Source organism: Prescottella equi (assembly GCF_002094305.1).
GTDB lineage: Bacteria > Actinomycetota > Actinomycetes > Mycobacteriales > Mycobacteriaceae > Prescottella > Prescottella equi.
Genome location: NZ_LWTX01000011.1, coordinates 68687 through 94005 on the forward strand (window position 1 = coordinate 68687; position 25319 = coordinate 94005).

Here is a 25319-nt window from a genome sequence, read left to right on the forward strand (position 1 = left end):
TCACTACTTCGAGGAGTGAAATGCCCCAGGACACCCCCGTCACCGCGCCGGTGACCGCGCCGACTCCGCAGGCTCCTCCGCGGCCACGCACCCCCCTTCCGGCCTCCGTGCTGGCCGCCGTGGGACTCGCCCTGTCCGTGGCGGCGGGCATCGTCGTCGACGGCCCCACCCAGTGGGGACTGCTCCCCATCGGCCTGTACGCACTGCTCGCGCTCCTCGGCATGGACATCATGGTCGCGACCGTGGTCGCGATCGCGTCCGCGCTGCTGATCCTGATGCCGGCGCCGGCTGCGGCCGCGAACATCCTCGGTGAGTCGGTGGGCGACCAGATCACGATGATCGGACTGATCATCGTGCTGGGCGCAGGCCTGGCCGAGGTGCTGCGCGCGACGGGTGTGGCGGGTCAGATCGTGCGGGCCGTGATGCGTGTGGCGGGCGACCGCAGCCGCGCCGCAGTCACTTTCGGGATGATGATCTCCTGTCTGATCCTGGTTGCGGCCCTCGGCACGCTCGCCGGAGCGCTCGCCATCGCCGCGCCGCTGCTGCTGCCCATCGCCGCCCGGATGGGCTTCACGCGCAGCGCGACCGCATCGACACTGTTCATCGGCGGGTGCGCCGGCCTGGCCCTGGCCCCGTTCGCCGGCTCGAACATCGCCATCATGGACGCCGCCGAGGTCGGCTACCTCCAGTACGTCCTCTACGGCGCCGGGCCGCTGGCGGTGCTGTCCCTCGTCCTCGGTCTGGTCGTGGTGCCGTGGATGCAGCGCCGGACCGAGCGCGACGGTGACGACTTCTACAGCGACGACATGTTCACCGACGACAGCTCGTCCGAGGCGACCCACTCCGTCCGCGCCACCGCGGTCTTCGCCGTGGCACTCCTGGCGAGCGTCGTCTATGCCACGGTCACGTCCGCGGGCACGGCCTTCCCGTTGCTGGCGCTTCCGGTGCTCGCGATGGTCACCGGTGTCGCCGGCGGATTGACGCCCACCGAGATCGCCGAGCACATCTATCGGGGCGCCGCCACGCTCGTCAACATCTTCCTGATGTTCTGGTTGCTGGCCGTGCTGTTCAACGCGGTGAATCTGATCGACCCGTTCACCGTGGTCATCGAGTCCTACGGAGCGAGCCTGCAGGACATGGGCCCGTTCCCGTTCGCGGTCGCGATCTCGCTGTTGGGCTGGGTCGGAGTGCCCGGCGCCACCGCCGCCCAGGTGGTGTTGCTCGACAAGTTGTTCGGCGACATCGCGACGAGCGTCGGTGTCGGTGCGAGTACCTGGGTGATCGTGCTGCTGTTCGCGTCCAAGGCCGACACGTACGGCCCCTTCCCCAACGCCAACCAGTTCGGCGCGCTGGGCCTCGCACAGTCGACGAGTCTGCGGAACATGCTGATCACCGGCTGGTGCCTGCTCGTGCCCGCGACCGTGATGTACGCCGTGATCATGTTCGTCGAAACCCGTTAGGAGACAGCACTCGTGGACTACGACATCACCGTCACGGGCGGACTGGTCGTCGACGGAACGGGTACGCCCGCGCGGCGCGCCGACGTCGCGATCACCGCGGGGCGAATCGCGGCGATCGGCGAGGGGCCGTTCACCGCTCGCACAACCATCGATGCGTCCGGGGCCGTGATCGCCCCCGGATTCGTCGACCTCCACTCGCACGCCGATTTCACGCTTCCGGCCCATCCGGCCGCGGAAACCCAACTGGCACAGGGTGTGACGACGCTGATCGCGGGCAACTGCGGGCACTCCCCGTTCCCGCTCCCGGATCCCACGCAGACCGAGCTCGCCACCGTCTTCACCGAGACCCCCCTCCCCTGTGACTGGACCGACGCGCGCGGATTCGGCACGGCCCTCGAGGCCACCCGCCCGGCCGTCAACGTCGGGCTGCAGCTCGGGCACAACGCGCTCCGCAGCAGTGTCGTCGGCGCCGAGAACCGGCCGCCGACGGCAGCCGAGCTGGACGAGATGTGCCGGATCGTCCGGGACTCGGCCGGCGCGCCGGGCGTGGTGGGGTTCTCGACGGGCCTGATCTACATGCCGGGACTGTTCGCCGGCACCGATGAGCTCCGGGCCCTGGTCGCCGCGGCCGCCGCATCCGGACTGCTGTATTCGACGCACATGCGCGACGAGACGTCCGGGATGGTCGCAGCGGTCCAGGAGGCGATCGGTGTCGCGGAGGCCGCGGGCGCCCGCCTCCAGATCTCCCATCTGAAGGCGATGGGACCCGAGAACTGGGGTGCCGTCGACCGTGCACTCGAACTGATCGACGCCGCCCGGGCGCGTGGTGTGGACGTGACCGCGGACGTGTACCCGTACACCGCTTCGAGTACCGACCTCTCGTCGCGACTGGCCGGGTGGGCGGTCGACGGCGGACGCGAGGCGCTCCTGGTTCGGCTCGCCGATCCCGTGCGCACCCGGATCGCCGACGCGCTGCGTGCCCGATTCGGGCGCGACATCGATCCGGACGGTGTGGTGATCGCGGACCTCTCGGCGGGTGAGTTCGATACCTGCATCGGCATGTCGATCTCGCAGATCGGTGCGGAGCGGGGCACGGACGCCGCGGAGGCCGCACTCGACGTGCTTGCCGCCCATCAGGGTTCGGTCGCGATCGTCAACCACGCCATGGACGAGAACGATGTCCGAACCGTGCTGGCACACCCCTGGGTCGCCGTCGCCAGCGACGGGTGGGTGCTCACCCCCACCGGCGCGGGCCGCCCGCACCCACGGAGTTTCGGCACGTTCCCCCGCGTGCTGGGCCGCTACGTGCGCGAGCAGGGCACGCTCCGCCTCGAGGAGGCGATCCGGAAGATGACATCCCTGCCGGCGTCCCGCATCGGACTCGACGATCGCGGGGTCCTGGCAGTGGGTGCGGCAGCCGACGTCGTCGTCTTCGACCCGAGCACCGTCGACGACGCCTCGACGTTCGACGATCCCTGGCAACTCGCGCGCGGCGTGCGGACCGTGCTGGTCAACGGCACGCCCGCCGTCCTCGACGGCAAGGTCACCGGCGCGCGGGCCGGCCGCCTCGTCAGCCGAAGCAAGTAGGAGGAAAGACAGTGCAGACCTTGGAACTCGTGGACGCGCTGGCGGCCGTCGTGGGCCGGGCCCACGTGCTCACCGACCCCGACGTCGTCGCCGGGTACGTGATCGACTGGACCGGACACTGGGTCGGCCGGACCCGTGCCGTGGTGCGTCCCGCCGACACAGAGCAGGTGGCCGCCGTGCTGAGGGTGTGCCACCGCGCCGGTGTCGCGGTGGTACCGCAGGGCGGCAACACCGGACTGGTCGGGGGTTCCGTGCCGATGGAGGGCGAAGTGGTGCTCAGCACCGCGCGCCTCACCCGGATCGAACAGGTCGACCCGGTGGGTCTGACGATCGCCGCCGGGGCCGGGGTCACGGTCGCCAGGGCCCAGCAGGCCGCCCGCGAGATCGGCCTGGATCTGGGTATCGACCTCGCATCCCGCGACACGGCAACCCTGGGCGGCATCGTCTCCACGAATGCCGGCGGAATCCGAATGATCAAGAACGGCAACACCCGTCACCAGTTGCTCGGAATCGAAGCAGTCCTGGCGGACGGCCGGATCCTGACTCGGTGGAAGGAACTGACCAAGGACAACGTCGGGTACGACCTGCCGGGACTGCTCGCCGGGGCGGAAGGGACGCTGGCGGTGATCACCCGGGTTCTCATGCGGTTGGTCGTCCCCTCCCGGGAGACGCAGGTGGCTCTCGTCGGTGTCGACGACGTCGGCGCGGCACTCGAGGTGACGGCGGCGGCCCAGCGGGCGGGTCTGACGCTCGAGGCTGCCGAACTCATGACGCGGGCCGGCGTCGACCTGGTCCGCAGCCACTGCGGACTCCGGGCTCCTCTCGACGCCGATGCACCCTTCTACCTGCTGGTCGAGGTGTCGGGTCAGGATTCGGCGCAGGACGTGCTGTTCGGTGTCCTGCAGGAATCCGCGGATTCCGTCCTCGATGCGGTGGTGGAGGAGGGTCCCGCGCACCGGCTCTGGCGGTACCGCGAAGGGCACACGGAGTCGGTCGGTGCCGAATCGACGACGCCGCCACTCAAGCTGGATCTCTCCACGCCTCTGCGGGAGATCGAATCGTTCCTGACGGCGCTGGGCGAGGATCTCGCCGACGCGGCCCCGGCCGTGCGCGCCATCTGCTTCGGTCATCTCGGCGACGGCAACATCCACGTCAACCTCCTGGACGTGGCCGTGGACCAGCGCGAGGCGATCACCGACCTGGTGCTCAGGCGCGTCACCCGACACAACGGCAGCATCAGCGCCGAGCACGGCGTCGGACGCGCGAAGGCGCTGTGGATCGGTCTCGGTCGCACCGAGGTCGACCTCGACGTCATGCGGTCGATCCGGGCAGCGTTGGACCCTGCGCACCTGCTCAATCCCCACATCCTGCCGGCCGGTAGGGCGTAACCCTTTCCACACCGAAGGAGTTCAGAGAACCATGACCAACAGCGCAACGACCGGTACGTGGACCGAACGTCTGCACGCACTCGGCACCGAACTGCCTCCGGTCGCCGTGCCCGCGGCCGCGTACCTGCCCGCCGTGCGCACGGGTGATCTCGTCTACACGTCGGGCCAACTCCCCCTCGTCGACGGAACGTGCACCTGCACCGGAAAGGTCGGCGGAACGGTGTCGGTCGCGGACGCGTCTGCGGCGGCCCGCCTGTGCGCTCTCAACGCTCTGGCCGCGGTCGACGATCTGGTCGGCATCGACAACGTCGTGCGGGCCGTCAAGGTGGTCGGCTTCGTGGCGTCCGCGGAGGGCTTCACCCAGCAGCCGGTGGTGATCAACGGCGCCTCGGACTTCCTCGTCGAGGTGTTCGGGGAAGCCGGGCGACATGCCCGGTCGGCGATCGGACTGGCCGAACTCCCCCGCGGGTCGGCGGTCGAGGTGGAATTCGTATTCGAGGTCCGGTGACACCCGAGACGAAGATCACCGAGCCCGCAGGCTAGCCTGGCCTAATGTTCGTTCGATCCTCTCTGCGCAAGCGGACCTCGGTTCGTATCGCGATGGTCGCTTTCGCGACCGTGTTCGCCGCCACCGCGTGCGGCTCCTCCGACACCGCCGCCGACGGCCCGGCCGGCAACACCGAGGTCGCGACCGGCGGCCGCCTGTTCGCCACCGCCGACGCCGCGACCGCGGAGTTGGGCAGCGACGCGCAGCCCGGTCAGTTCCCGCGCACCGTCAAGCACGCGCTGGGCGAGACCGTCATCGAGAAGAAGCCCGAGCGCGTCGTCGTGCTCGACGGCGGCGAACTCGACGACGTCCTCTCGCTCGGCATCACGCCGGTCGGGATCGCGAACCCCGAGGGCCTCGCCGGGCAGCCGTCGTATCTCGCGGACAAGCTGGCGGGCGTCCCCGACGTGGGCACCACCAACAACCTCAACCTCGAGGCCATCGTCGCGCTGCAACCGGATCTGATCCTCGGCAGCAAGCTGCGCGCCGACAAGACGTACCCGCGGTTGGCGGAGATCGCTCCGACGGTGTTCAGCATCCGCCCCGGCTTCCCGTGGAAGGAGAATTTCCTGCTGGTCGCCGACGCGGTCGGTGAGGAGACGAAGGCCGAGTCGGTGCTCAACGACTACCAGGCCCGCGCAACCGAGGTTCGCGACAGCATCCAGGGCGATCCGTCGATTTCGCTGGTGCGCTTCATGTCCGGCAAGACCCGCCTGTACGGCAACCTGTCGTTCATCGGCGTGATCCTGCAGGACGTCGGACTGCGCCGCCCCGACATCCAGAACATCGAGGAACTGGCCGTCGAGGTCAGCCCCGAGACCATCACGCAGGCCGACGGCGACTGGATCTTCTACTCCACCTACGGCAAGCCCGACACCACCGCCGAGGCGCAGGTGCTCGGCGGTCCGCTGTGGGCCGGCATGAGCGCGGTGAAGAACGGCAAGGCCGTCCCGGTGTCCGACGAGACGTGGTTCCTCGCGCTCGGCCCCACCGGCGCGATGATCGTGCTCGACGACCTGCAGAACCTGTTGGGCAGCAAGCAGTAACCGTTCCATTCACGACGAGGCCCGGCACCGATTTCGGTGCCGGGCCTCGTCGTTGCACATCCTCGGCTCTCCACTAACCGGCCGCATCTTCTTCCAGGAACCGGTCGAGTGCGCGGAGGAACAGCTCCGGTTCGTCCAGCTGCGGAAAGTGACCTGCTCGGGGGAAGATCTCGACGCGGCTCCCGGGGACGACGCGACGGAGGTTGTCGGCGTGCGCGGCGGGAATCATCCGGTCCTTGCCACCCCACACCAGAAGCGATGGAAGCGACTCGAATCTGGCGAAGTGCTGCTTGGCGCTGACCGTCTGCCCGCGCAGTCCCACGACCGCGCGGGTGGACGCGAGGAAGGCGTCCCTCGTCGGCTTGTCGGACACCGTCTTGAACGTCCGCCAGGTTTCGGCGGCACTGCGACTCGGCTGCGCCGGGAATCCGAACCGGCCCAGGTGTCTGCCCAACTGGTCGAGCACGCCCTCGGTGTTGCGCCGCACCCAGTCGGACGCCAGGACCGGCAGCACCAACTCGCTCCCCGGCAGGGTGGCGGCCTTGAGCAGCAGGCTCACTTCCGTTCCGAGTCCGCCACTGCCCACCAGACACAGGCGATCGACCCGTTCGGGAAACAAGTACGTCAGCTGCATCACGATTCCGCCACCGAGCGAATGGCCGACGAACGACGCCGAGGAGATTCCGAGATGTTCCATCAGGTCCCGGAGGGTGGCCGCGTGGGAACTCAACGAATAGTCACCGGCCGGTTTGTCGGATGCCCCGTGACCGAAAAGGTCCGGTGCCACCACCCGGTACTTCCGGGACAGCTGGCTGATCTGCGGGCCCCACGACTCGTGCGAACCGAGCAGACCGTGTACCAGCACCACCGGAGGCCCGGAACCGACGTCGACGAATCGCAGTACGTCACCGTGCAGGACTACGGACTCGAGCTCGCCAGGCGGCATTGCGCCCTCCCATCTCGTCGTTCGACCGGCCCGTCATTCCGCCGCCTGCTGCGCCCGTGCATAGGCGAGCTGGAGGAAGTCCGCGCCCGCCAGCGCCGCCAGCGCGTCCGTAACCACTCCGGTGGCCGCCGGGGCGAACACCCGCCCGGCGGTGAGCCCGGAGATCGCCCACACGTCCATGCAGAACGGGCAGGTGAGCAGTTCCCCGATGCTCGACCGCAGCACCTTCCCGGCGGGCACGTCGGCGACCTCGCCGGGACCGCCGCCGTCCACAGGCTCGGCGAACGGCGCGCGCAACGGCCGCGTCACCGAACTCTTGGTCACGGTGCGCGAGAGCTTCTGTGCCGCCGCGGCAGCCACCACCAGATCCCGCATTCGCATCCGGCCCGGCAGCGGGCGCTTCGTCACGGTGGCCACCCCGACGGTCGCGGCGACCGAGAGCCCGTACAGCGCCAACGTCGAGAGGTGCCCCGCGTGCGACGCGTTGTCTTCGACCATGGACCGACGCATACCCCCCGATCGCGACGACGAACCATGCGACAGGCACGGTTCACCGACCGCGGAACGGGTAAGCGGCGCGGTATGACAGCTCCACCGAACGTCCCGCCCACCAGACTCGGACTGGCCAAGGCCCACGGCCTCTTCGACACCGTGGGCGGGCTGTGGCCGCTGGTGCATCGGCGCTCGGATCCTCTCCACCTGCGATGGGTGGGGCGCCGGCTCAGGGCGCGACGAAACAGAGGGGGCCCAGTGGAAGCGCGGGATTGACCATGACCTTCTCCACCGGCCCACCCGCCGACGTCTGGTACGCCATGAGCGCGTGTTCGCCGGGTGCCGTCGGGGTCCAGAGCATGAAGGCGTGGTCGAAGATCACCGGGTTCTGCCAGTAGGGCGAGATGTGATCCCACGCAAACTCCTGGAGCGGGAAGGACGAGGCCCGGTTGTAGTCGACTATCCCGACGCCCTTGTCACTCGGCGTCCCGACCGAGTCCGACGTCTCGGCGACGACGAGGTACGTGCACCCGGCGCCGAACGGGGTCGCCGCTCCGACGCTCAGGCCGGGCAGGACCTCGAGATCGGTGACATCCGCCGCGGCCGAGGGGGCACCCCAGACCGCGGCGGCGAGCACGAGGGCCGGCAGCGAGACCATCCGGGCAATTCGGAAAGGTTCCATACCCCTTGGTCTACTACGGCCACGCCGCCGCTGCAGCCGAATAGGCCGCCGAACTACGGCAGCAACCGATCGTGGAAGCTGTTCGCGAAGACACGATGCGGATCGTGCGCATTGAGCGACGCACGGGCAGCTGCGAAATTGCCCGACGCCGGGATGCCCGTCGTGTACGCGGCCGGAAGGGTCTGACCGAGCCACTCGTCGTCACGGTAGCCACCCTGATCGGTGAAGCCCCAGCCCTTGGCCCACTCGGACCGGAACGTCGCGTAGTCGCCCGAATAGTGCTGTGCCATCCAACGTTCCATCTCCCGGAAGTACTCGGCTGCGCCCGGTGTGCCGGGCAAGGTCACGACGTTCATCCAGATGCAGGTGTCCCACTCGGGGTGATCGGGACGCGGGCGCACGGCCGAGAGGTTCGGCGGGCCGGCCGACTCGACCAGCACCTCGGCATCGTCGTCGACCTTGCACATCCGCACCTCGAAGGGCCCGTTGATCGGGTACTTCCCCTGTGCCGCGAGCTCCGACATCCGGCTGTTGTGCCAGGTCGTGAACTCGTTGACGACCCGCTGGATGTTCGCACGCTCGGTGACGACCACACCGCCACCGGCGGTGACCCGCATCGTGGTGTGCCGCAGATAGAACAGCACGTCCTTGGACCAACCCCACAGGTCGTCGGTGTCGGTGAGCGCGAGCCCGGCCTGCACCGCCGCGAGCTGTCCCACTCCGAATGCCGGTGTCGCGGCCTGGATCCCGCCCGCGACCTGGCCCAGCAGGTCGGTGAGCGGTTCGGGGAGGTTGTCGGTGAAGAAGTAGTTGTAGGGGCCGAAGACCTCTCGTGACTCCGGCGGCTTCACCGGCGTCGGCGACCAGATCTTGAGCCACGGCTTGTCGGTGAACGGGAACCAGATGGCCTCGACGCGGCCCGACTCCTCGGCGAACCGCTCGTACGTCCGGCCCGGTGATCCTTTGGGCGCGAACATCTCCTGCCACGGGATGTCCATGATGCTCTGGCAGCGCAGGCGGGTGTTGGCGCCGGCCTGCAGGGTGACCGAGGTGACGAAGCTGCGGCCCAGATGCGTGAGCAGTGCTGTGATCTCCGGATCCGCACGGGTGAAGTCGCGCAACACGTAGCGGTCGGCGGCGGCGTCCCACACCACCGCGGTCATCGCGGTGACGAGGTTCGACAGCGACCCGAACGACTGGCCTGGCGTGACCGTCTCCCCGGCCGCCGGATAGGTGGCGCCGTGCGCGCCGATCGCGAGGACACCGGCGATCGAGAGATCGCCGATCGCCGGCGAGTTCGCCCACCCCAGGCCGTGTCCCTGCAGCGCGGTGAGGATCGCCTCGAGGCTGGCGCCCCCACCGGCCGTCACGGTCGCGGGGGTGCCGTTCGGGTTCACGCTCACCCCGTTCAGGTGGGTCATCGTATCGACGAGCAATGTCTTCTCGACGTTCTCTCCGGGCACGACGGTGAGGGGGCTCCATCCGTGCATGGTGCCCTTGGCACGGACCCGGTAGCCGTTGTCTCTGGCCCAGTTCGCGATCCGCACGACGTCGTCGGGGGTGCGGGCGGTGGCGGTCCACACCGCGTCGAAGCGGATGTCCTTGGCCCAGTTCACGTAGCCCTGCTGGGCCAGTGGGATGTCCTGCGGGAAGGCGGGCGGGACCGGGAGGTTGGACACCGGCCCGCCGGCGGAACCGAGGGATCCGGCCGGCGGCAACGCGAACGCCGGGGTCCATCCGATCCCGGTCAGCGCCGCGGCGCCCGCCGCGACACCGGCGGCCCGGCCGAGGAATCCCCTGCGGGACACCTCGTTACGCGGCTTGCTCCCTACGCTCTCGCTCCGCCCAGCTTCCACAGGTTCGACTCCGCTCGTCTCGTCGGGGAGGCGGCCACACCGGCTCGCCGCGCACTCTGGGAGTCAAACTAGAACAAGTTCGATTTCAATGCCAGTGGTTCCGTAATTCTCGTCGACTCGGTGAGACCTGGTCGTTGACGGCGTCACACACCCTCACTACTGTCCGCAGAAAGTGAAACCTGATTCCAGGGAGAAGCAGTGACGGCTGAGCGCACGTTCGTCGAGGCCGGAGGCGTGCTGTGCTGACGCCCTTCGACGACTACCCCATTCACCAGACCCCGCTGCCGGTCGCGCACGCGGGCGACGGGCACCCCAACCACTACGACCGCTACTGGTTCAACGGCTACGCCGAGGACGTCTACTTCGCGGTCGGACTCGGGGTCTACCCCAACCGCGGCATCATCGACGCGTCGTTCAGCGTCGTCCACAACGGGGTGCAGCGCTCGGTGTTCGCCTCCGGACTCGCTCCCCTGGACCGCACCGAGACCAAGATCGGGCCGATCAGCATCGAGGTGGTCGAGCCACTGCGCGTGAACCGCGTCAGGGTGGACGCCGAGGAGTTCGGCCTGGTCGCCGACCTCACCTACCGGGCCCGCACGTCGGCCCACGAAGAGCCTCGGCAGACAATGTATTCCGGTTCGTCATTGATGATGGATGTCACCCGCCTCACTCAACTCGGTACCTGGAGCGGCACGCTGCGCAGCGGTGACGAGGACATCTCCCTGGACCGTCGGGTCTTCGGAACCAAGGACCGCTCGTGGGGCATCCGGCCGGTCGGCCAGCCCGCACCGGCGGCACCGCAGGCCCGCAAGCACCAGGTGTTCTTCCTCTACGCTCCGCTGCACTTCGAGGACCAGTGCCTGCACTACATGGTGTTCGAGGACGAACGCGGTTCCCGCTGGGCGGAGACGTCGGTGGTGCTGCCGGTGATCGGCGACGACGGTCCGGTCGTCGGTGCGAACCTGCCCGTCACGCACGTGCAGGTCGAGCACGAGATCCGTTGGGCACCCGGCCTTCGACGTTCCGAGGGGGCGACGCTGCAGGTGCGCGGCGGCGACGGGGACGCCGGTCGAATCGAGCTCGAGCCGCTGCTCACCTTCCGACAGCGGGGTGTGGGCTATTCCCACCCGACCTGGGGCCACGGCAACTGGCACGGCGACTTCGCTGTAGGCGGGGAGGAGTTCGCGGTCGAGGACCTCGACAACACGGCCCCGGAGAACATCCACGTCCAGCAGGTCGTGCGGGTGCAGTGGGGCGACCGGCAGGGCCTGGGCGTCCTCGAACAGCTCGCCATCGGCCCCCACGCACCGAGCGGGTTCGAGGGCTACTTCGACGGCGCGCGGGCGTAAGCCCGGACAGCCGATCGCCGGAAGCCACCCTCCGGGGTGGCTACTCGGACGCCTGCACCGAGTTGCGCAGCGCGTCGGTGATCGCCTCCGGCGCACCGTCGACGGACCACAACGCGAGACCGACGGCGACGAGCGTCAACGCCGGCCCGAGGAAGGCTCGTTCGAACCCGCCGCCGGCGCGGATCGCGAGGAACGACGGCAACCGCAACTCCCACCACCGGCGTCCGCCGAGCGGCACGAACGGCGCCAGGAACGGCACGCCCTCCTTGGTGATCATGTCGCCGAGGCAGTGCGTCGCGCATCCGAGCGCGACGGCGACACCGAGGCCCGTCGACCCCACCTGGTCGGGAAACCACTGCCAGGTGAGGACCGACAGGAACGCGGAGACCGCGGTGACGATCAGCCACCCCTTGTCCCGCGCCCAGCTCCCGAACAGCCCTCGCAGCGCGAGTCCCAACGTGAAGAAGAGCGTGACGATGATGGCGGGGCGGCCGAACTGCCCGACCAGCGCCGAGATTCCGGCCCCGAGGCCGATCGCGAACAGCGCGGTGTGGGTGAAGGTGCGGTGCCCGCCGCGCCGGTTCGCGTCCTTGCGGCCCTTCGTCACCCGGTACACGCCGAGCGAGAGTGTGTCGATCCCCGCGGCGAGGGCCTTCGAGATCGGCCCGAACGAGCGTGCGACGGTGGACTGGATGGTGTCGAGGTCCGGCAGCAGCGCGGCACCCGCGCACACGCCCGCGAATGCGAACGTCTCGGCGGTGGAGGTGGGCCCGCCCCAGTCCGTCGGAAGCAGATCCGCGACGGCGAGACCGACCGCGGCACCGGACATTGCATGGGTTGCACCCATCACCATCTGGGACAGCACCTTTCGAGCACGAACAACACACCATCTATGACGGAGGGGCCCGACGCGGCAGCCTCGGACCCCTCTCAGCAGACGCTAGCAACGCCCACCGACACGCCGCTCGAACCGCCTGCTCAGGCCGGGATACTCACCTAGATTGACGCCATGACGAGCACCTCCGCGCCGCCGGCGACACGGCTGAGCCCCGCGACCATCCGCGGCTACGCACTGGGATCGGTCGGTACCGGCGGCTTCTCGACGCTGCCCGGACTGGTCCTCGCGTACTACCTCACCGACACGCTCGGCGTGGCGGCCGCGGTCGCCACGTTCGTGGTGTTCGCGCCCAAGGCGCTCGACGTGGTGCTCAATCCCGCGATCGGCACGCTGAGCGATTCGTGGGCCCGCCGGACGGGCAGTCGGCAGCTGTTCCTGCGGGTCGGCGCCGCGCTGCTCCCGGTCTTCTTCGCGCTCACCTTCGCGGTGCCCGACGGTGTCGACGCGACGGTGGGCGCGGTGTGGGTGGGCGTGGCGTTCATCGCGTCCGCAGTGGCCTTCAGTCTCTTCCAGGTTCCCTACATCGCGATGCCCGCCGAACTCACCGACGACTATCACGAGCGGGCGCGCTTGATGGCGTGGCGGGTCGCCGTGCTGGGCATCGCGATCCTGCTGTTCGGCGCGGGCGGACCGGAGCTTCGGGAACTCGGCGGCGGCGGACGCTGGGGGTACCTCGTGATGGGTGTCGTCGCGGGCGCGCTCCTGGGACTGGGCATGTTCGCGGCGTCGAGGATCGCTCCCCGCCAGGCTCCCGCGGAGGTCACGACCGGAGAGGAGGCGTCGTTCGCGGCGTCGCTGCGGGTCGTCCGGTCGAGCCGCCCGTTCCGGATGTTGGTGACCGCGTCCGCTCTGCAGGCCTTCGCGACGGGCACGATGCTGGCCTCGGCGCAGTACGCGGCGACCTACGTGCTCGGCAACGAGCGCTCGGTGTCGTTCCTGTTCGCCGCCTTGGTGGGCCCGGCGGTGGCGGTGATGCCGTTGTGGTCGTGGCTCGTCCGGTCCTGGGGCAAACGCCGCGCCTACCTGCTGGCGTCGAGTCTGTTCCTCGCGGCCGGAGTGGCGCTCCTCGGTCTGCTCGTCGGTGTCGGGTGGTGGGTGTACGCGGTGGTGGCGGTGGCCGGCGTCGGCTACGCGGGCATGCAGATGCTCGGCATGTCGATGCTGCCGGACGTCATCAGCGATCACGAACGCCGGGAAGGCGGCACCGTGCGCGCGGGCGCTTTCAGCGGCGTGTGGACGGCCGTGGAGACGATCGGCCTCGCACTCGGTCCGGCACTGGTGCTGGTGATCCTCGCCGTCACCGGATTCGTCTCGTCCACCGACGACACGCAGGTGACGCAGTCGCAGACCGCGATCGACGGCATAGTCCTGGCCATCTCGGCCGCCCCGGCCGTGCTCACCGCGCTCAGCATCATCGCGCTGCTGCGCTACCGACTCGAGGCCGAGACGGCCCACGCACAGAACGGAAACCACTGATGCAGTTGCGGAACGAGCCCGCCGAGATCCTGGCCCGGCTGGACGCGCTGCGCGCCGCCGACGCCCCGACGTCGGGTGGGCGCCTCCTGTCGTACGTGTACGACCCGGGCGTCGCCGAACTGACCGATCTCTCGGGCGCGGCCGCCCTGCGGGCGCAGTCGCTCAACGGGCTGGATCCCACCACGTTTCCGTCGATCGCGGTGATGGAGCGGGACCTCGTCGCACTCGGCCGGGACGTACTCGCGGGCGGCGATCCCGACGTGGTCGGCAGCGTCACCAGCGGCGGTACCGAAAGCTGCATGCTCGCAGTGAAGTCGGCGCGCGACGTGTGGCGCGCCCGCACCGGCGCAGAGCACCGGCCGACGCTGCTGGTCGGCGCCACCGCGCACGCCGCGTTCCACAAGGCGGCGCACCACCTGGATCTGAAACTGCACGTGCTTCCGGTCGATCCGGTGACCGCGCGGGTGCGCCCCGACGACGTCGCGGCCGCCCTGTCGCCCGACGTCGCCCTGGTGGTCGTGAGCGCGCCGTCGTACGCGCACGGCGCCCTGGATCCGATCGCGCCGATCGCCGAGATGTGTTCCGCCCAAGACGTCACTCTGCACGTCGACGCCTGCATCGGCGGGTGGGTGTTGCCCTGGTGGCCGGACCTGGAGGACCGCCGCTGGGATCTCACGGTGCCGGGGGTGTCGAGCCTGTCGGTGGATCTGCACAAGTACGGGTACGCGCCGAAGGGTGTGTCGCTGTTGCTGTTCCGCGACCGTGATCGGCACCGCGCGCACTGGTTCGCGACCACGCGCTGGCCCGGCTACGCGGTAGTCAATCCCACACTGCTGGGCTCGCGCAGCGCGATGCCGACCGCGGCAGCATGGGCCGTCGCGCAAGCCCTGGGCGAGTGCGGGTTCCGGGAACTGGTCGCCCCGATGGCCCGCGCCACGCAGCGCCTGCGGGAGGCGATCGACGACCTCGAGGGTCTGCGCGTCGTCGGTGAGCCGGTGGGCCCCCTGCTCTCGGTGGCGACCGACGAGACGGCACCGCCGGAGCGGCGCGTCGATCCACACCGCTGGTCCGACGCCGCGGCCGACGACGGATGGGCGCTGCAGCCGCAGCCGCGCCACACCCAGTCCGACGGCACCGTACTGCCACGCACGACGCACCTGACGATCACCCCGGTCACCGAGGCGGTAATCGACGATCTGATCACCTCCCTCGCCAAGGCCGCCGATCGTGTCCGAGGCGTCGCCGGGGCGAGCGCCCCGGAAGAGTTCGTCGCGGCGGCCGCGCACATCGATCCGGCCGAGCTGACCAGCGAGATCAGCGCGGGCGTCCTCGCGCTGGCCGGGCTCGATCCGAGGGCTGGGCTCGACGGCCCGAAGGCGGACATCCTCGCGCTCGTCGAGGAGCTTCCGCCCGCGGTCGCCGAGCGCCTGCTGATCGAGTTCCTCGCCCGGTTCCTCGAGCCCTGACGGCTCCGGACCGGACGAGGCTCGACGCCCGGACCGACGTCGCAGACCCGACGTGGACGGCGCATGATGGAGTCAGGCGTCGAGTTCTCGGGAGGCGATCATGGACACCCTGCTCCTGTGGTTGGCAGCGACACTCATTTACTGGTGGGGGCTGCTGCCCTAGCCGGACGGCCCCCGCTCAGTCGGGGGCTTCGTCGCCGGTGTCGATGGGCGCGCGCCGGTGCCTGTCGGTGGCGCTGCCCTCGACCCCGCGCTCGTCGCGTTCCTCCTCCACCTTCTTCTCCATGTCGTCGACCAGATGCTCCAGATGCTCACCGGGCTGACCGGCGGTTGCTCTGCCGGACTGCTCGTCGTGTTCGTCGGACGTCGCCATCTCCGCACTTCCTTCCCGCTCGACGGATGGTCTGCTCGCGCTGCCGCAGCAGCGGGCTACTCACTCGCGGGCGGGACCTCGTCCGGGTCGTAGTCCGCGAGTCCTGCCGCGACGCGTTCCTGCTGGACACGATGTTCGAGGTAGTCGTCCTCGTGCCGATCCGGAAACTTCCCGTGTTCCCGTCGGTCCTTGGGGGCGGCGACGGTCGGCTCGATCACATCGTCGAGATCGGGGCGATCAGGTTCTTCCGGCACTGTTCTTCCTCCTCGCTCGGGTTCTGCCGACCGAACTACCCATGCCGGGCAGCACCGAAACAGTGCGGCGATCGGACGCGGGAAGAACGAAGACCCGGGCCCGTCGAGATTCGACGGGCCCGGGTCTCGTGCGATCGGCCTACTGCTGGCCGGCGCGCACGCCTTCCTCGATCTTCTTGCCGAGTTCGGCGTCCACGTTCTTCCAGTAGTCGAAGACGCGGGAGAGCACAGGCTCCTTCACTCCACCCAGCACGTGTCCGACGACATTGTTCACCAGCCGCTCGCGGGCCGCGTCGTCGAGCACCTCGCGGACCAGCGTTCCGGCCTGCGTGAAGTCGCCGTCCTCCGGGTGGTCGATGTACCCGGCACGCACGGCCTCACCGTCGAACCCCCACATGCCCTCGTCGCCCGCGACCGTCGGGTCGGCGTGCGGCCCACCGAACGAGTTCGGCGCGTACACGGGGGTGCTCGGCGAGTTGAACGTGTACCGCATGGAGCCGTCCTGCGAGTACGAGTTCACCTCGGCCTTGGGGCGGTTGACCGGCAGCTCGGCGTAGTTGGCGCCGATCCGGTAGCGGTGCGCGTCGGCGTACGAGAAGACGCGGCCCAGCAGCATCTTGTCGGGGCTGAAGCCGATGCCCGGCACCACGTTCGACGGCTCGAACGATGCCTGCTCGATCTGTGCGAAGAAGTTCTCCGGGTTGCGGTTGAGGGTCCACTTGCCGACCTCGATCAGCGGGTAGTCCTTCTGGGACCACACCTTGGTGAGGTCGAACGGGTTGAAGCGGTAGCCCTCCGCCTCGGCGACCGGCATGATCTGCACCTTCATGGTCCAGCTCGGGAACTCGCCACGCTCGATCGAGTCGTACAGATCGGCCCGGTGGTGATCGGGGTCGGACCCGGCCAGCTCGTCGGCCTCGGCCTGCGTGAGGAACTCGATGCCCTGATCGGTCTTGAAGTGGTACTTCACCCAGAACCGCTCACCGGCCTCGTTCACCCACTGGTAGGTGTGCGAACCGAAACCGTCCATGTGACGCCACGTCTTCGGGATGCCGCGGTCGCCCATGAGCCACGTCACCTGGTGTGCAGACTCGGGACGCAGCGTCCAGAAATCCCACTGCATGTTGTGGTCGCGCAGACCGGACCCGGGCAGCCGCTTCTGCGAGTGGATGAAGTCCGGGAACTTGATCGGATCCTTGATGAAGAACACCGGCGTGTTGTTGCCGACGAGGTCGTAGTTGCCGTCCTCGGTGTAGAACTTCATCGCGAAGCCGCGCGGGTCGCGCCACGTGTCGGGGCTGCCCTGCTCGCCGGCGACGGTGGAGAAGCGCACCAGCGACTCCGTCTTCTTGCCCGGCTGAAGGAACTTCGCCTTCGTGTACTTGCTGACGTCTCCGGTGATGACCAGCTCGCCGAATGCGCCGCCACCCTTGGCGTGCACGACACGCTCGGGCACCCGCTCACGGTTGAAGTGCGCGAGCTTCTCGATCAGGTAGTGGTCGTGCAGGAGAATGGGTCCCTGCGTCCCGGCGGTGAGGGATTCGTTGTCGCTGTTGACGGGAATCCCGAAGTCGTTCGTCGTGGGACGTGGCTGAATGGACGTCATTGTGCGAAGCCTCCTTGGCGCTGACGGGCTGTGGCTGTCTTCGAAGTGATCGACCCACCCGATCCGGGCACATCGTCTTGATTCTGTGAGCTGGTAACGGACTGTGCCCCGGTTTTCGCCGAATCGTGTCGGCAATCGGGACACAGGCCCCAGAACACCACCTCGGCCTCGTCGATCTCGAAGCCGTGGTTGCTCGAGGGCTCCAGGCAGGGAGCGTGGCCGACGACGCAGTCGACGTCGACGACTGTGCCGCACGAGCGGCACACCAGGTGGTGGTGGTTGTCCGCGGTGCGGGTCTCGTACCGCGCCGGCGAACCCGCGGGCTCGATGCGGCGCAACAACCCCACGCGGACACAGGCCCCGAGCACGTCGTAGACCGCCTGCGTCGAAACCGACCCGAGCTGACGACGCACCTCGGTGGCGACCTGGTCCGCATCCGAATGCGGATTGGCGGCAACGGTGTTCAGAACCGCAACGCGTGGAGCGGTGACCCGCAGACCAGCGCCGCGCAGCTCGGCGCGGGGGTCGAAGTCGTGCTCTCCTTGTTGCATGACCCCAGTATGCCCCTTTTCTGGAATTAGTCAAGATAACGATTAGATCCAGAAAAGGCCCCGTACGGGCAGATGCCTGCTAATCTCCGACCTGGTGCCCCCGCGCCCGACGGCGTCGCCCGTCGGTCCTCCCTAGTGCGCGGGGTATGACGATGACAATCGCATCGGCCCGTCGCATGCTCGCCGTGTTCGTTCCCGGATGGGTTCTCGACGACCGTTCCCTCGCCCCGCCGGCGGTGGGCGACCTCGTCGAAACCCCCCTGACATTCGGTGAGGCGGAGGCCCCATCCGCGTCGTACACGCAGACCTTCCGAGCCACCGCGCGGCCGGCTTACGGGCGCATGCCCGGAAGCGATCCGGCGCGCGGCCTGCGCTGGTTGCACGAGTTGTCCGGCGACGGCTGGTCCTGCTCGTGGTGGGCGGACCGGCCGACCACCGGCCGAGTCGAGGTCCGCGGAATCCTCTTCGCCGACTTGATCATGGGGCCCGACAGTCCTCCGCCGGTGCGCGGGCGCGTACGGCGGGTGCGTGTGGTCGGTCAACTGTTCGAACGGACGCCGACCGGCATCCGCCGCGTCGGGGGCAGCGAGCGTCTGACCGAGGTCGAGGCGACGCCGCACATCTTCTGGTCGAGCCAGGAGCCCCGGACGGACGACGACCCGTACGTCCCGGTGGGCGTGCTGCTCGATCTGGATCTCGACGACGTCCCCGCGACCGACTCGGAGTTCGTGGCGGGCGCGGTCTCCGTGGACGGGACCGATATCTGGGTGATGGATCGGGCCGATCCCGTTCTGCTGCACATCGACACCGGCATGACACCGCCCCGGATCGTCGAGTACCTACTGCCCATGGCCGCTGAGGGGCCGCGTGAAATCTGGACCCGCGCCGTCCATGCCGACCACGACGGCTGCTGGATCACGTCCGATCACGACGTGTTCCGCTGCGATCAGGAGGACGACGGGTCGTTGAGCGTCCAGCGCGTGTGCACAGAGGGCGGACGCAGCGTCGTCGACGACGGAAGCCTGTATCTACTCCGCACGACCGAACCGCACATGCAACTCGACCGTCGGCACGGAACGGTGCGCGTCGACCCATCACCGCATCCCGTCCGGGTGCTCGACGACGCGCGCCGACTGATCCCGGTCGACGACCCGGCCACCGTCGCTCGGGTGCGGGCCGCCGCCCGTCGAGCCGACATCGACCACGGCCCCGACGGCACAGAATGGATCGCCCGCGGCGGGCTCACCATTCGATCCCTGAGCGGGACAAGCGAATCGGTGAACCTCGACGTCCGCATCCGCGGCAACGTCCACTGGATCCCACCGGATCCGTTCGCCGATCCCGCCAACCGGGCCCTCGTGGCGCATCTGCAGTATCCGGGTCCCGCCGCTGACGCACCCCCGAGTAACAGCTGAAGGGTCCCTTCGTGCGCTGGCAGCGCATGAAGGGACCCTTCAGCTCGTGCGTCGGAGCGGATCAGGCGAAGTGCGCCTGCACCGCCTGGAGTCCGGCGACGTAGACGCCGTCGCCGAAGATCTGCTCGACGGTGGCGACCGCGTCGTCCTCGGACTCGTAGGTTGCGCTCCAACGGATCTCGGACTTGTCCCCCTGTGGGATCACCGCGAGGGTGGCGACGTAGTCGCTGATCGGGAGCATCGGGTCGAGCACCTCGTAGCTGTAGCTGTGTCCCTCGGGATCGCGGGCGACGAGTTCCTCGCGGGCGACGACGCGGCCGTCGACCGAGAAGGTGCGGATCGAGCCGACCTGCGTCGGATCGCCCTCGATTTCGGCCGGCGGGACGCTGGGGTGCCAGACCCCCAGGCCGTCGAAGGCGCCGATGTGGGACCAGACGCTGTCCGCGTCGGCCGCGACGACGATGCTGCGTACGAGTGACCGAGCCATGTGTGTCTCCGTTTCCGCTGTAGAGCTTCTTCCGATGGGGGTGGGGTCAAACGTTTCGGGGCGACCGGTCGACGTCCAGGCGGAGCACCGACAGCGCGGACGCCGCCAGCTCACCGACGTCGGCCGGCCCGCCGGGGTCGTTCGGATCGCACGTCACCCAGTACTCGATTGCCACGGTGAGGGCGCCGAGCAGCATGTGCGACAGCAGGCGGGCCTCGATGCCCGCCGGGTCCAGGCCCGCCCGCTCGGCGAGGTGCGGCCGCACGTCGTCGGCGAGGTCGTGCGCCGCCACCATCCACCGGGCGCGGATGCCGGGCACCGACGTCATGATGACGAAGAGGTCGCGCGTGGAGACGAGGGAGGCGTACCGGTCCTGACGCACACACTCGACGAACGCCTCGTGCACGGCGGTCGCCACGGAATCCGTCGACGGGCGGGCGGCGAGGTTCTCCGCGAAGTCTCGAATGCCGGAGGTGAGCACCGCCGTCAGGGTGTCCTCCTTGGCCTCACAGTGCCGGTAGAACGTCCGCACGGAGATTCCGGCACCCTGCGCGATGTCCTCGACCGACGTCGCGTCGAAGCCGTCGGCGATGAACAGTTTCGCGGCGGCCGCCGCAATGTCCATGCGCACGGCGTCGCGTCGCCGTTCGGCCAAACCACGCTGGTCGCGTTTCACCAAGCACCTCCGAATGTGTCTTGACACACAGTAGCAGGGTGGCACAGACTGGCATCCTGGCACAGATTGGCACACGGAGAGTGGTGCCGATCACCCGACACCGCCTCCCTCGACTCGAAAGGGCAGGACATGCCCCGCACATTCCTCGTCACCGGCAGCGCCTCCGGAATCGGCGCCGCAACCGCTTCGCACCTGCGCGCACAGGGCGACCGTGTGATCGGCGCAGACCTGCGCGACGCGGACATCACCGCCGACCTCGCCACCGACGAGGGCCGCGCTGCCCTCGTGGAGCAGGCCCGCGAGCTCACCGGCGGACGTCTCGACGGCGTCGTCGCGTGCGCCGGTGTGGCGCTGTTCGATCCGCTCACCATCAAGGTCAACTACTTCGGCGCGGTCGCGACGCTCGAGGGCCTGCGCCCGCTCCTGGCGGCCGGGACCGATCCTCGCGCGGTGGTGATCTCGTCGGTCGCGTCGCTGCATCCGTCCGATCCGGCGATCGTCGACGCCGCTCTCGCCGGAGACGAGGCGGCCGCCGTCGCAGCTGCGAGTGCGGCCGTGGCGCAGGGCGACGGGGCGCAGGTCTACGCGTCGTCGAAGGCCGCGATCGCGCGATGGGTGCGCCGCACCGCGATCACGCCCGAGTGGGCGAAGGCCGGCATCCCGCTCAACGCGATCGCACCGGGCACGATCGTCACGCCGATGATCCAGGCGATGCTCGACACCGAAGCCGGACGCCGGGCGATCGACGGTGCCGTGCCGATGCCACTGAACGGTCACGCCCGCCCGGAGCAGGTGGCGCCGCTGCTGGCGTGGCTCACCTCCCCCGCGAACACGCACGTCACCGGTCAGGTGGTGTTCGTGGACGGCGGCGCCGACGCGGTCCTCCGCGGCGATCAGAGCTGGTAGTCCGCAACATCATTCGGCCGCGGCCAGGAAAGGAGCGATCGTGACGACGTTCGGTCGGCCGACTGACATCTCCCCCACAGACCGCGCGGTGCCGCCGTCGATGGTCGACCGGATGACGGTCATCCTCGACGCCTTCGGCGGTTTCTCCTCACGGGTGCCGCTCGAGGAACTCGCGCGGCGCACCCGGCTGCCACGGTCGACGGTCCATCGCATTCTCGATTCGCTCCTGCGCCTGGGCTGGGTGGAGCATTCCCCCGGCGGTTACCACCTCGGGCCGCGCCTGCACCGGCTCGGCGGCGGCGAGGGGCACCACGGCCAGATCCGCGCGGCCGCGGCGTCGGCGCTCAACGACCTGCACCACCGCACGGGCCTGGTCGTGCACCTCGGGGTACTGGACGGCACCGACCTGCTGTACCTCGACCGGATCGGTGCCCGGCCGGACTCGCCGTCGAATGTTCGTGTCGGGGGCCAGGTCCCGGCACACGCCACCGCCGCGGGCAAGGCGATCCTCGCAAGCCTGGTCCCCGAGCAGATCGACCAGGAGTACGCCGGCACGCCGATGCGGCGCTGCACCGATCGGACGATCGCGGATCTGCCCGCACTGCACCGCGATCTGGGTCGCGTGCGGACCCGGCGCGGTGTGGCGTTCGCCCGCGACGAGTCGACGACCGGCGTGATGTGCGTGGGGGCACCGGTCCGGGTGGACGGCGGGACTGTCGCCGCGGTGTCCCTGTGCGGCGGGTCCGCGGACGCCCCGCGGCTCGAGCGATGCGCGCCGCTCGTTCTCGAGACCGGACGGGTCGTGGCCACGGCTCTCGCCGCAGCGGTGCAGTTGCTCTCCGCCTGACCTGGCCGGCCCGACACCATTACTACGCAATGTAGTAAAAAGGGCCCGCGGCAGACCGCTCGTCGGATAGGTTGACCCCATGGGGATTACGGGGAGGCCTGATCCATCCGTCGCCGGAGCGCTTTCGGACGAGCGGCGCGACTGCGAAACATATTGGGAGACAGAGGAATCACCGCCCCCGAAACGACGACGCCGGCTGATTCGTGCGGCGGGGTGGACTTTCGCGGGGCTGGCCGTGCTCATCGTTGCGGCAGTCGCGATTTCGACCGCCTTCCACTGGTGGCAGACGCCGCGCGACAAGCAGGCCATCGAGCAGCTGATCGGCCCCGAACACCGGTACGTCGACGTGGACGGACACCGGATGAGCGTCGCGGTGCAAGGGTCGGGACCACGGACCATCGTCCTGATGCCGGGCCTGGCCACCCCGGAGCCGATCATCGGTTTCGACCCTCTCGCACAGCGTCTGGCAGAGCACAACACAGTAGTCACCGTCGAACCCTTCGGCACGGGACTCAGCGACGGCACCGACGCTCCCCGCACCAGCGAGATGATCGTCGACGAGACTCGTTCCGCGGTAGCAGAATTGGGATTCGACGGCCCGTACGTCCTCATGCCGCACTCCGTTTCGGGGCTGTACGCGATGTGGTGGACCACCCACTACCCGGACGAGGTTGCCGCAGTGGTGGGGCTCGACGACGAGCGTTACACCACCGATGCCGCCCACGGCTCGCCGGACTGGCCGAGTTGGATGTCCATCGTGAACGCCGCAGGAGGCACCCGGGATCTCATCGCGCTGGACAAGAGCACCGATTACCTGGGACTGGTAGCCGACTACCGGGAGAGTCTGGGCGACGCCGCCGAATTCACCTCCGAGCAACAGGACCTGTACCTGCGGGCGTATTCGTGGGTGTTGAATCCGACCGTACTGGACGAGATGGCTCGTGGCGCACAGAACGTGCAGGCGGCCGAGGGCGCGGTGTTCCCGCCGACGCTGCCGGCCCTGTCGTTCCTCGCCTCCTCCTCACTCGAAGTGGAGCCGGAGTGGGAGTCCGCGCACCGCGCCGCGATCAGCAACCCGTCGATCCAGCGGGTCGCGGTCATGGACGGTCACCACTATCTCTTCCACGCCCACGCGGCGGAGATTGCCGAGTCGACACAGAGGTTCCTCGACGAGCACGTCCCGACGCGCTGACCTGGTCGACGCGTGACCGGAACCGGGCTACGGAGGGGCTAGTCTCCCTCTGCCCCGGCCAGGATTCCCAGCTTGGACTCCTCTGCCGCCGCATCCACACCGCCGTCCTTGGCCGCGATGCGCTCGATCAGTTCCCCGACCGCACGAGCGACCGTTTCGCGCACGAACGCATCGGGGTCCTCCGCCGTCTCGACATCGGCGCGACCGATGTGGATCTGGGCAGTCACGGAGCGCTTCGCGACCGAGACCCGCGGGTTCCGCAGCCCGGTCGGCCCGTCCGTCGACGAGATCGATCCCCCGACGTGCAGCAGCACGTCCAGGTCGTAGGAGAAGCGGAGCCCACCCAGCCGGCGCTTCATGCGGGTGACCGCAGCGATCCACTCACCGGGCACGTCCGGGCCGCCGTACACGGTCCGGAACGTCAGCCGGCCGGTGGGCTCGGAGGCATCTGCTGCGCTGTCCACCCCGCCGAGTATAGGGCGGTTCGCACGCCACAGCGGTCTGCGTGAGCGTCGCGCGGCCGCGAGCTCATTCACCGCGTGGCGCAATGGAACCGGACGTGGGACGAGTCCCGAGACGGCTCGGTGGAACCCCGTCAGGTGGCCGGAAGGACGGGCTGTGGGTCCGGTTCTCGCCGGTCGGTGTCCGGTGCGGGAGGCGGCGGGTCGACCTCCGCCGCAACCGCAACGCTCCGCACGTCCCCTCCGATCAGGACGTTCACCCATCGGCTGGCCGGATCGATGTCGAGAAGCATGGCCTTGACGAGCAGGGTCATCGGAATGGCGAGCAACGCGCCGAGCGGGCCGAGTACCCAGGCCCAGAACACCAACGCCAGGAACGTCACCGTCACACTCATCCCGACGGCATCGCCGACGAACTTCGGCTGGATGATCGACTGGATGACGAAGTTGATCACGCAGTAGACCACGATGACCCACACCATCAGGCCGGGACCGCCGTCGAGCAGTGCGAGCAATGCCGGCGGGATCACGCCGATCACGAATCCGATGTTGGGTATGTAGTTCGTGATGAAAGACAGCAGCGCCCACAGCACCGGAAGTGGCACTCCCATCAGCCACAGCGCCCCGCCGTCGAGCACCGCCACGATGAGGCCGAACACGGTGGACACGACCAGGTACTTACGGGTTCCCGCAGCGAAAGTCGATAGTGCGTAGGCGATCTCGGGCCGACTTCGGGCGACGATCTGCATCTTCCTGCCGATGCTCATCCCGTCGAACGCCATGAACAACAGCAGCGCCAGGATGAAGAAGAGGTTGGAGAACACCCCGAGAAGACCCTGCAGCGCCGATTCGATCAGTCCGACGACCTTACCGACGTCGACGCTGCTGAGCATGTTGTGGATCTGCTCGGAGTTCACACCCGCCCCGGCCAGGAACGATCGGACGTCCTCCAGCAGGTCGTCCACCGTGTCCGAATACTGCGGCAGCTGGGTGGCCAGTTGCGCGGCGGACACCGCCAGGGCCGCGATCAGCCCGATGAGGATCAGGTACACCACGAGCACCGTGGTGATCATTCCGATCCACGCCGGAAGCCCGCGACGCTGCATCCAGGACTGGATCGGCTGCACCGCGACGGTGAGCATGAGCGCCAGGAACACCGGGCCGAGGATCCCCGCGAAGACCTTGATCCCGGCGATCGACACCACGGCGCCCGCGCCGGCGAGGAGCACGATCAGCCCGCGCGGGATCGCCCACGGCGCCGGCGTCAGGGTGGGCACCGGCACCGCGGGCGCGGTCCGGTCGGATCGAGTTCTGGGTGAGCGGGTCATCGTCCCTCCCGGACCGAGAGTGGGTTACCG

25 protein-coding genes are annotated in these 25319 nt (G+C 69.0%); 12 read left to right on the forward strand and 13 right to left on the reverse strand.

The features are described from left to right. Positions 1-20 precede the first annotated feature (20 nt). Genes A6I89_RS21510 through A6I89_RS21530 form a run of 5 tightly spaced genes read left to right on the forward strand, consistent with a single transcriptional unit; the run spans position 21 to position 6028 of the window. Entirely contained in the window at positions 21-1460 is a 1440-nt protein-coding gene (locus tag A6I89_RS21510) for a Na+/H+ antiporter NhaC family protein (RefSeq protein WP_022593802.1), read from the forward strand. Between the two features lie 12 nt (positions 1461-1472). After that, on the forward strand, positions 1473-3047 hold the full coding sequence (locus A6I89_RS21515) for an N-acyl-D-amino-acid deacylase family protein (RefSeq protein WP_022593800.1): 1575 nt from the start codon (positions 1473-1475) through the stop codon (positions 3045-3047). Between the two features lie 11 nt (positions 3048-3058). Next, on the forward strand, positions 3059-4435 hold the full coding sequence (locus A6I89_RS21520; protein ID WP_022593798.1) for an FAD-binding oxidoreductase: 1377 nt from the start codon (positions 3059-3061) through the stop codon (positions 4433-4435). A 31-nt stretch (positions 4436-4466) separates the two neighbouring features. After that, a complete protein-coding gene (locus A6I89_RS21525; protein ID WP_013414720.1) occupies positions 4467-4943 on the forward strand; it encodes a RidA family protein in 477 nt (158 codons plus the stop codon). A gap of 44 nt (positions 4944-4987) precedes the next feature. Beyond that, on the forward strand, positions 4988-6028 hold the full coding sequence (locus A6I89_RS21530) for an ABC transporter substrate-binding protein (protein WP_022593796.1): 1041 nt from the start codon (positions 4988-4990) through the stop codon (positions 6026-6028). Positions 6029-6101: 73 nt separating this feature from the next. Here A6I89_RS21530 and A6I89_RS21535 read toward each other — a convergent pair whose 3' ends face one another. From A6I89_RS21535 to A6I89_RS21550, 4 genes are all read right to left on the reverse strand, one after another. Beyond that, positions 6102-6974: an alpha/beta fold hydrolase gene (locus A6I89_RS21535; RefSeq protein ID WP_022593794.1), complete on the reverse strand. Its 873-nt coding sequence runs from the start codon at positions 6972-6974 to the stop codon at positions 6102-6104. 33 nt (positions 6975-7007) lie between these two features. Beyond that, on the reverse strand, positions 7008-7472 hold the full coding sequence (locus A6I89_RS21540; protein ID WP_049909984.1) for a DUF1360 domain-containing protein: 465 nt from the start codon (positions 7470-7472) through the stop codon (positions 7008-7010). Positions 7473-7695: 223 nt separating this feature from the next. Continuing rightward, complete coding sequence (locus A6I89_RS21545) at positions 7696-8148, reverse strand: hypothetical protein (RefSeq protein WP_232244874.1); 453 nt, start codon at positions 8146-8148, stop codon at positions 7696-7698. A 53-nt stretch (positions 8149-8201) separates the two neighbouring features. Beyond that, positions 8202-9956, reverse strand: coding sequence for a cholesterol oxidase substrate-binding domain-containing protein (locus A6I89_RS21550; protein ID WP_022593788.1), 1755 nt, complete (start codon positions 9954-9956; stop codon positions 8202-8204). A gap of 287 nt (positions 9957-10243) precedes the next feature. On the opposite strand from A6I89_RS21550, the gene A6I89_RS21555 reads away from it, so the two are divergent. Beyond that, positions 10244-11353 carry an Rv3169 family protein gene (locus A6I89_RS21555; protein WP_022593786.1) on the forward strand — a complete coding sequence of 370 codons (1110 nt, stop codon included), beginning with the start codon at positions 10244-10246 and terminating at the stop codon, positions 11351-11353. Between the two features lie 40 nt (positions 11354-11393). Here the strand turns inward: A6I89_RS21555 and A6I89_RS21560 are convergent, their stop codons facing one another. Next, complete coding sequence (locus A6I89_RS21560) at positions 11394-12206, reverse strand: metal-dependent hydrolase (RefSeq protein WP_022593784.1); 813 nt, start codon at positions 12204-12206, stop codon at positions 11394-11396. 156 nt (positions 12207-12362) lie between these two features. Here A6I89_RS21560 and A6I89_RS21565 point away from each other — a divergent pair, with 156 nt between their 5' ends. Next, entirely contained in the window at positions 12363-13727 is a 1365-nt protein-coding gene (locus tag A6I89_RS21565; protein ID WP_022593783.1) for an MFS transporter, read from the forward strand. Continuing rightward, on the forward strand, positions 13727-15193 hold the full coding sequence (locus A6I89_RS21570; protein WP_060934563.1) for a pyridoxal phosphate-dependent decarboxylase family protein: 1467 nt from the start codon (positions 13727-13729) through the stop codon (positions 15191-15193). Before A6I89_RS21565 ends, A6I89_RS21570 begins: the two co-directional genes overlap by 1 nt. A gap of 178 nt (positions 15194-15371) precedes the next feature. Here A6I89_RS21570 and A6I89_RS21575 read toward each other — a convergent pair whose 3' ends face one another. The 4 genes from A6I89_RS21575 to A6I89_RS21590 form a co-directional block, all read right to left on the reverse strand. Beyond that, positions 15372-15566 (reverse strand): hypothetical protein, encoded by a 195-nt coding sequence (locus tag A6I89_RS21575; RefSeq protein ID WP_022593782.1) that lies wholly within the window; start codon positions 15564-15566, stop codon positions 15372-15374. Positions 15567-15622: 56 nt separating this feature from the next. Next, entirely contained in the window at positions 15623-15820 is a 198-nt protein-coding gene (locus A6I89_RS21580) for a hypothetical protein (RefSeq protein ID WP_005515945.1), read from the reverse strand. Between the two features lie 139 nt (positions 15821-15959). Next, on the reverse strand, positions 15960-17426 hold the full coding sequence (locus A6I89_RS21585; RefSeq protein ID WP_022593781.1) for a catalase: 1467 nt from the start codon (positions 17424-17426) through the stop codon (positions 15960-15962). Further along, on the reverse strand, positions 17423-17977 hold the full coding sequence (locus A6I89_RS21590; RefSeq protein WP_005515947.1) for a Fur family transcriptional regulator: 555 nt from the start codon (positions 17975-17977) through the stop codon (positions 17423-17425). Before A6I89_RS21590 ends, A6I89_RS21585 begins: the two co-directional genes overlap by 4 nt. A gap of 152 nt (positions 17978-18129) precedes the next feature. On the opposite strand from A6I89_RS21590, the gene A6I89_RS21595 reads away from it, so the two are divergent. Beyond that, positions 18130-19392 carry a hypothetical protein gene (locus A6I89_RS21595; protein WP_139811876.1) on the forward strand — a complete coding sequence of 421 codons (1263 nt, stop codon included), beginning with the start codon at positions 18130-18132 and terminating at the stop codon, positions 19390-19392. A 61-nt stretch (positions 19393-19453) separates the two neighbouring features. Here A6I89_RS21595 and A6I89_RS21600 read toward each other — a convergent pair whose 3' ends face one another. Further along, a complete protein-coding gene (locus A6I89_RS21600; RefSeq protein WP_022593778.1) occupies positions 19454-19879 on the reverse strand; it encodes an SRPBCC family protein in 426 nt (141 codons plus the stop codon). Positions 19880-19925: 46 nt separating this feature from the next. Continuing rightward, complete coding sequence (locus tag A6I89_RS21605; protein ID WP_013414710.1) at positions 19926-20555, reverse strand: TetR family transcriptional regulator; 630 nt, start codon at positions 20553-20555, stop codon at positions 19926-19928. Between the two features lie 129 nt (positions 20556-20684). Here A6I89_RS21605 and A6I89_RS21610 point away from each other — a divergent pair, with 129 nt between their 5' ends. From A6I89_RS21610 to A6I89_RS21620, 3 genes are all read left to right on the forward strand, one after another. Next, complete coding sequence (locus tag A6I89_RS21610) at positions 20685-21461, forward strand: SDR family oxidoreductase (protein ID WP_022593776.1); 777 nt, start codon at positions 20685-20687, stop codon at positions 21459-21461. A gap of 40 nt (positions 21462-21501) precedes the next feature. Next, on the forward strand, positions 21502-22308 hold the full coding sequence (locus A6I89_RS21615; protein ID WP_044990384.1) for an IclR family transcriptional regulator: 807 nt from the start codon (positions 21502-21504) through the stop codon (positions 22306-22308). A 235-nt stretch (positions 22309-22543) separates the two neighbouring features. After that, complete coding sequence (locus A6I89_RS21620; RefSeq protein WP_022593772.1) at positions 22544-23500, forward strand: alpha/beta fold hydrolase; 957 nt, start codon at positions 22544-22546, stop codon at positions 23498-23500. 38 nt (positions 23501-23538) lie between these two features. On the opposite strand, the gene A6I89_RS21625 is transcribed toward A6I89_RS21620, so the two are convergent. Together A6I89_RS21625 and A6I89_RS21630 are read right to left on the reverse strand one after the other, a co-directional pair. Beyond that, positions 23539-23964, reverse strand: a complete 426-nt coding sequence (locus tag A6I89_RS21625; protein WP_232244873.1) for a hypothetical protein — start codon at positions 23962-23964, stop codon at positions 23539-23541. Positions 23965-24095: 131 nt separating this feature from the next. Beyond that, a complete protein-coding gene (locus A6I89_RS21630; protein ID WP_080668351.1) occupies positions 24096-25289 on the reverse strand; it encodes an AI-2E family transporter in 1194 nt (397 codons plus the stop codon). Positions 25290-25319 lie beyond the last annotated feature (30 nt).

Excerpts from the sequence above, each read along its gene's own strand:
- A6I89_RS21610 (WP_022593776.1), top strand. The coding sequence starts at position 20,685 with ATGCCCCGCACATTCCTCGTCACCGGCAGCGCCTCCGGAATCGGCGCC.
- A6I89_RS21540 (WP_049909984.1), bottom strand. The coding sequence starts at position 7,472 with ATGGTCGAAGACAACGCGTCGCACGCGGGGCACCTCTCGACGTTGGCG.
- A6I89_RS21575 (WP_022593782.1), bottom strand. The coding sequence starts at position 15,566 with ATGGCGACGTCCGACGAACACGACGAGCAGTCCGGCAGAGCAACCGCC.
- A6I89_RS21535 (WP_022593794.1), bottom strand. The coding sequence starts at position 6,974 with ATGCCGCCTGGCGAGCTCGAGTCCGTAGTCCTGCACGGTGACGTACTG.
- A6I89_RS21525 (WP_013414720.1), top strand. The coding sequence starts at position 4,467 with ATGACCAACAGCGCAACGACCGGTACGTGGACCGAACGTCTGCACGCA.
- A6I89_RS21545 (WP_232244874.1), bottom strand. The coding sequence starts at position 8,148 with ATGGAACCTTTCCGAATTGCCCGGATGGTCTCGCTGCCGGCCCTCGTG.
- A6I89_RS21590 (WP_005515947.1), bottom strand. The coding sequence starts at position 17,977 with ATGCAACAAGGAGAGCACGACTTCGACCCCCGCGCCGAGCTGCGCGGC.
- A6I89_RS21510 (WP_022593802.1), top strand. The coding sequence starts at position 21 with ATGCCCCAGGACACCCCCGTCACCGCGCCGGTGACCGCGCCGACTCCG.
- A6I89_RS21630 (WP_080668351.1), bottom strand. The coding sequence starts at position 25,289 with ATGACCCGCTCACCCAGAACTCGATCCGACCGGACCGCGCCCGCGGTG.
- A6I89_RS21595 (WP_139811876.1), top strand. The coding sequence starts at position 18,130 with ATGACAATCGCATCGGCCCGTCGCATGCTCGCCGTGTTCGTTCCCGGA.
- A6I89_RS21585 (WP_022593781.1), bottom strand. The coding sequence starts at position 17,426 with ATGACGTCCATTCAGCCACGTCCCACGACGAACGACTTCGGGATTCCC.
- A6I89_RS21530 (WP_022593796.1), top strand. The coding sequence starts at position 4,988 with ATGTTCGTTCGATCCTCTCTGCGCAAGCGGACCTCGGTTCGTATCGCG.
- A6I89_RS21600 (WP_022593778.1), bottom strand. The coding sequence starts at position 19,879 with ATGGCTCGGTCACTCGTACGCAGCATCGTCGTCGCGGCCGACGCGGAC.
- A6I89_RS21560 (WP_022593784.1), bottom strand. The coding sequence starts at position 12,206 with ATGGTGATGGGTGCAACCCATGCAATGTCCGGTGCCGCGGTCGGTCTC.
- A6I89_RS21570 (WP_060934563.1), top strand. The coding sequence starts at position 13,727 with ATGCAGTTGCGGAACGAGCCCGCCGAGATCCTGGCCCGGCTGGACGCG.
- A6I89_RS21565 (WP_022593783.1), top strand. The coding sequence starts at position 12,363 with ATGACGAGCACCTCCGCGCCGCCGGCGACACGGCTGAGCCCCGCGACC.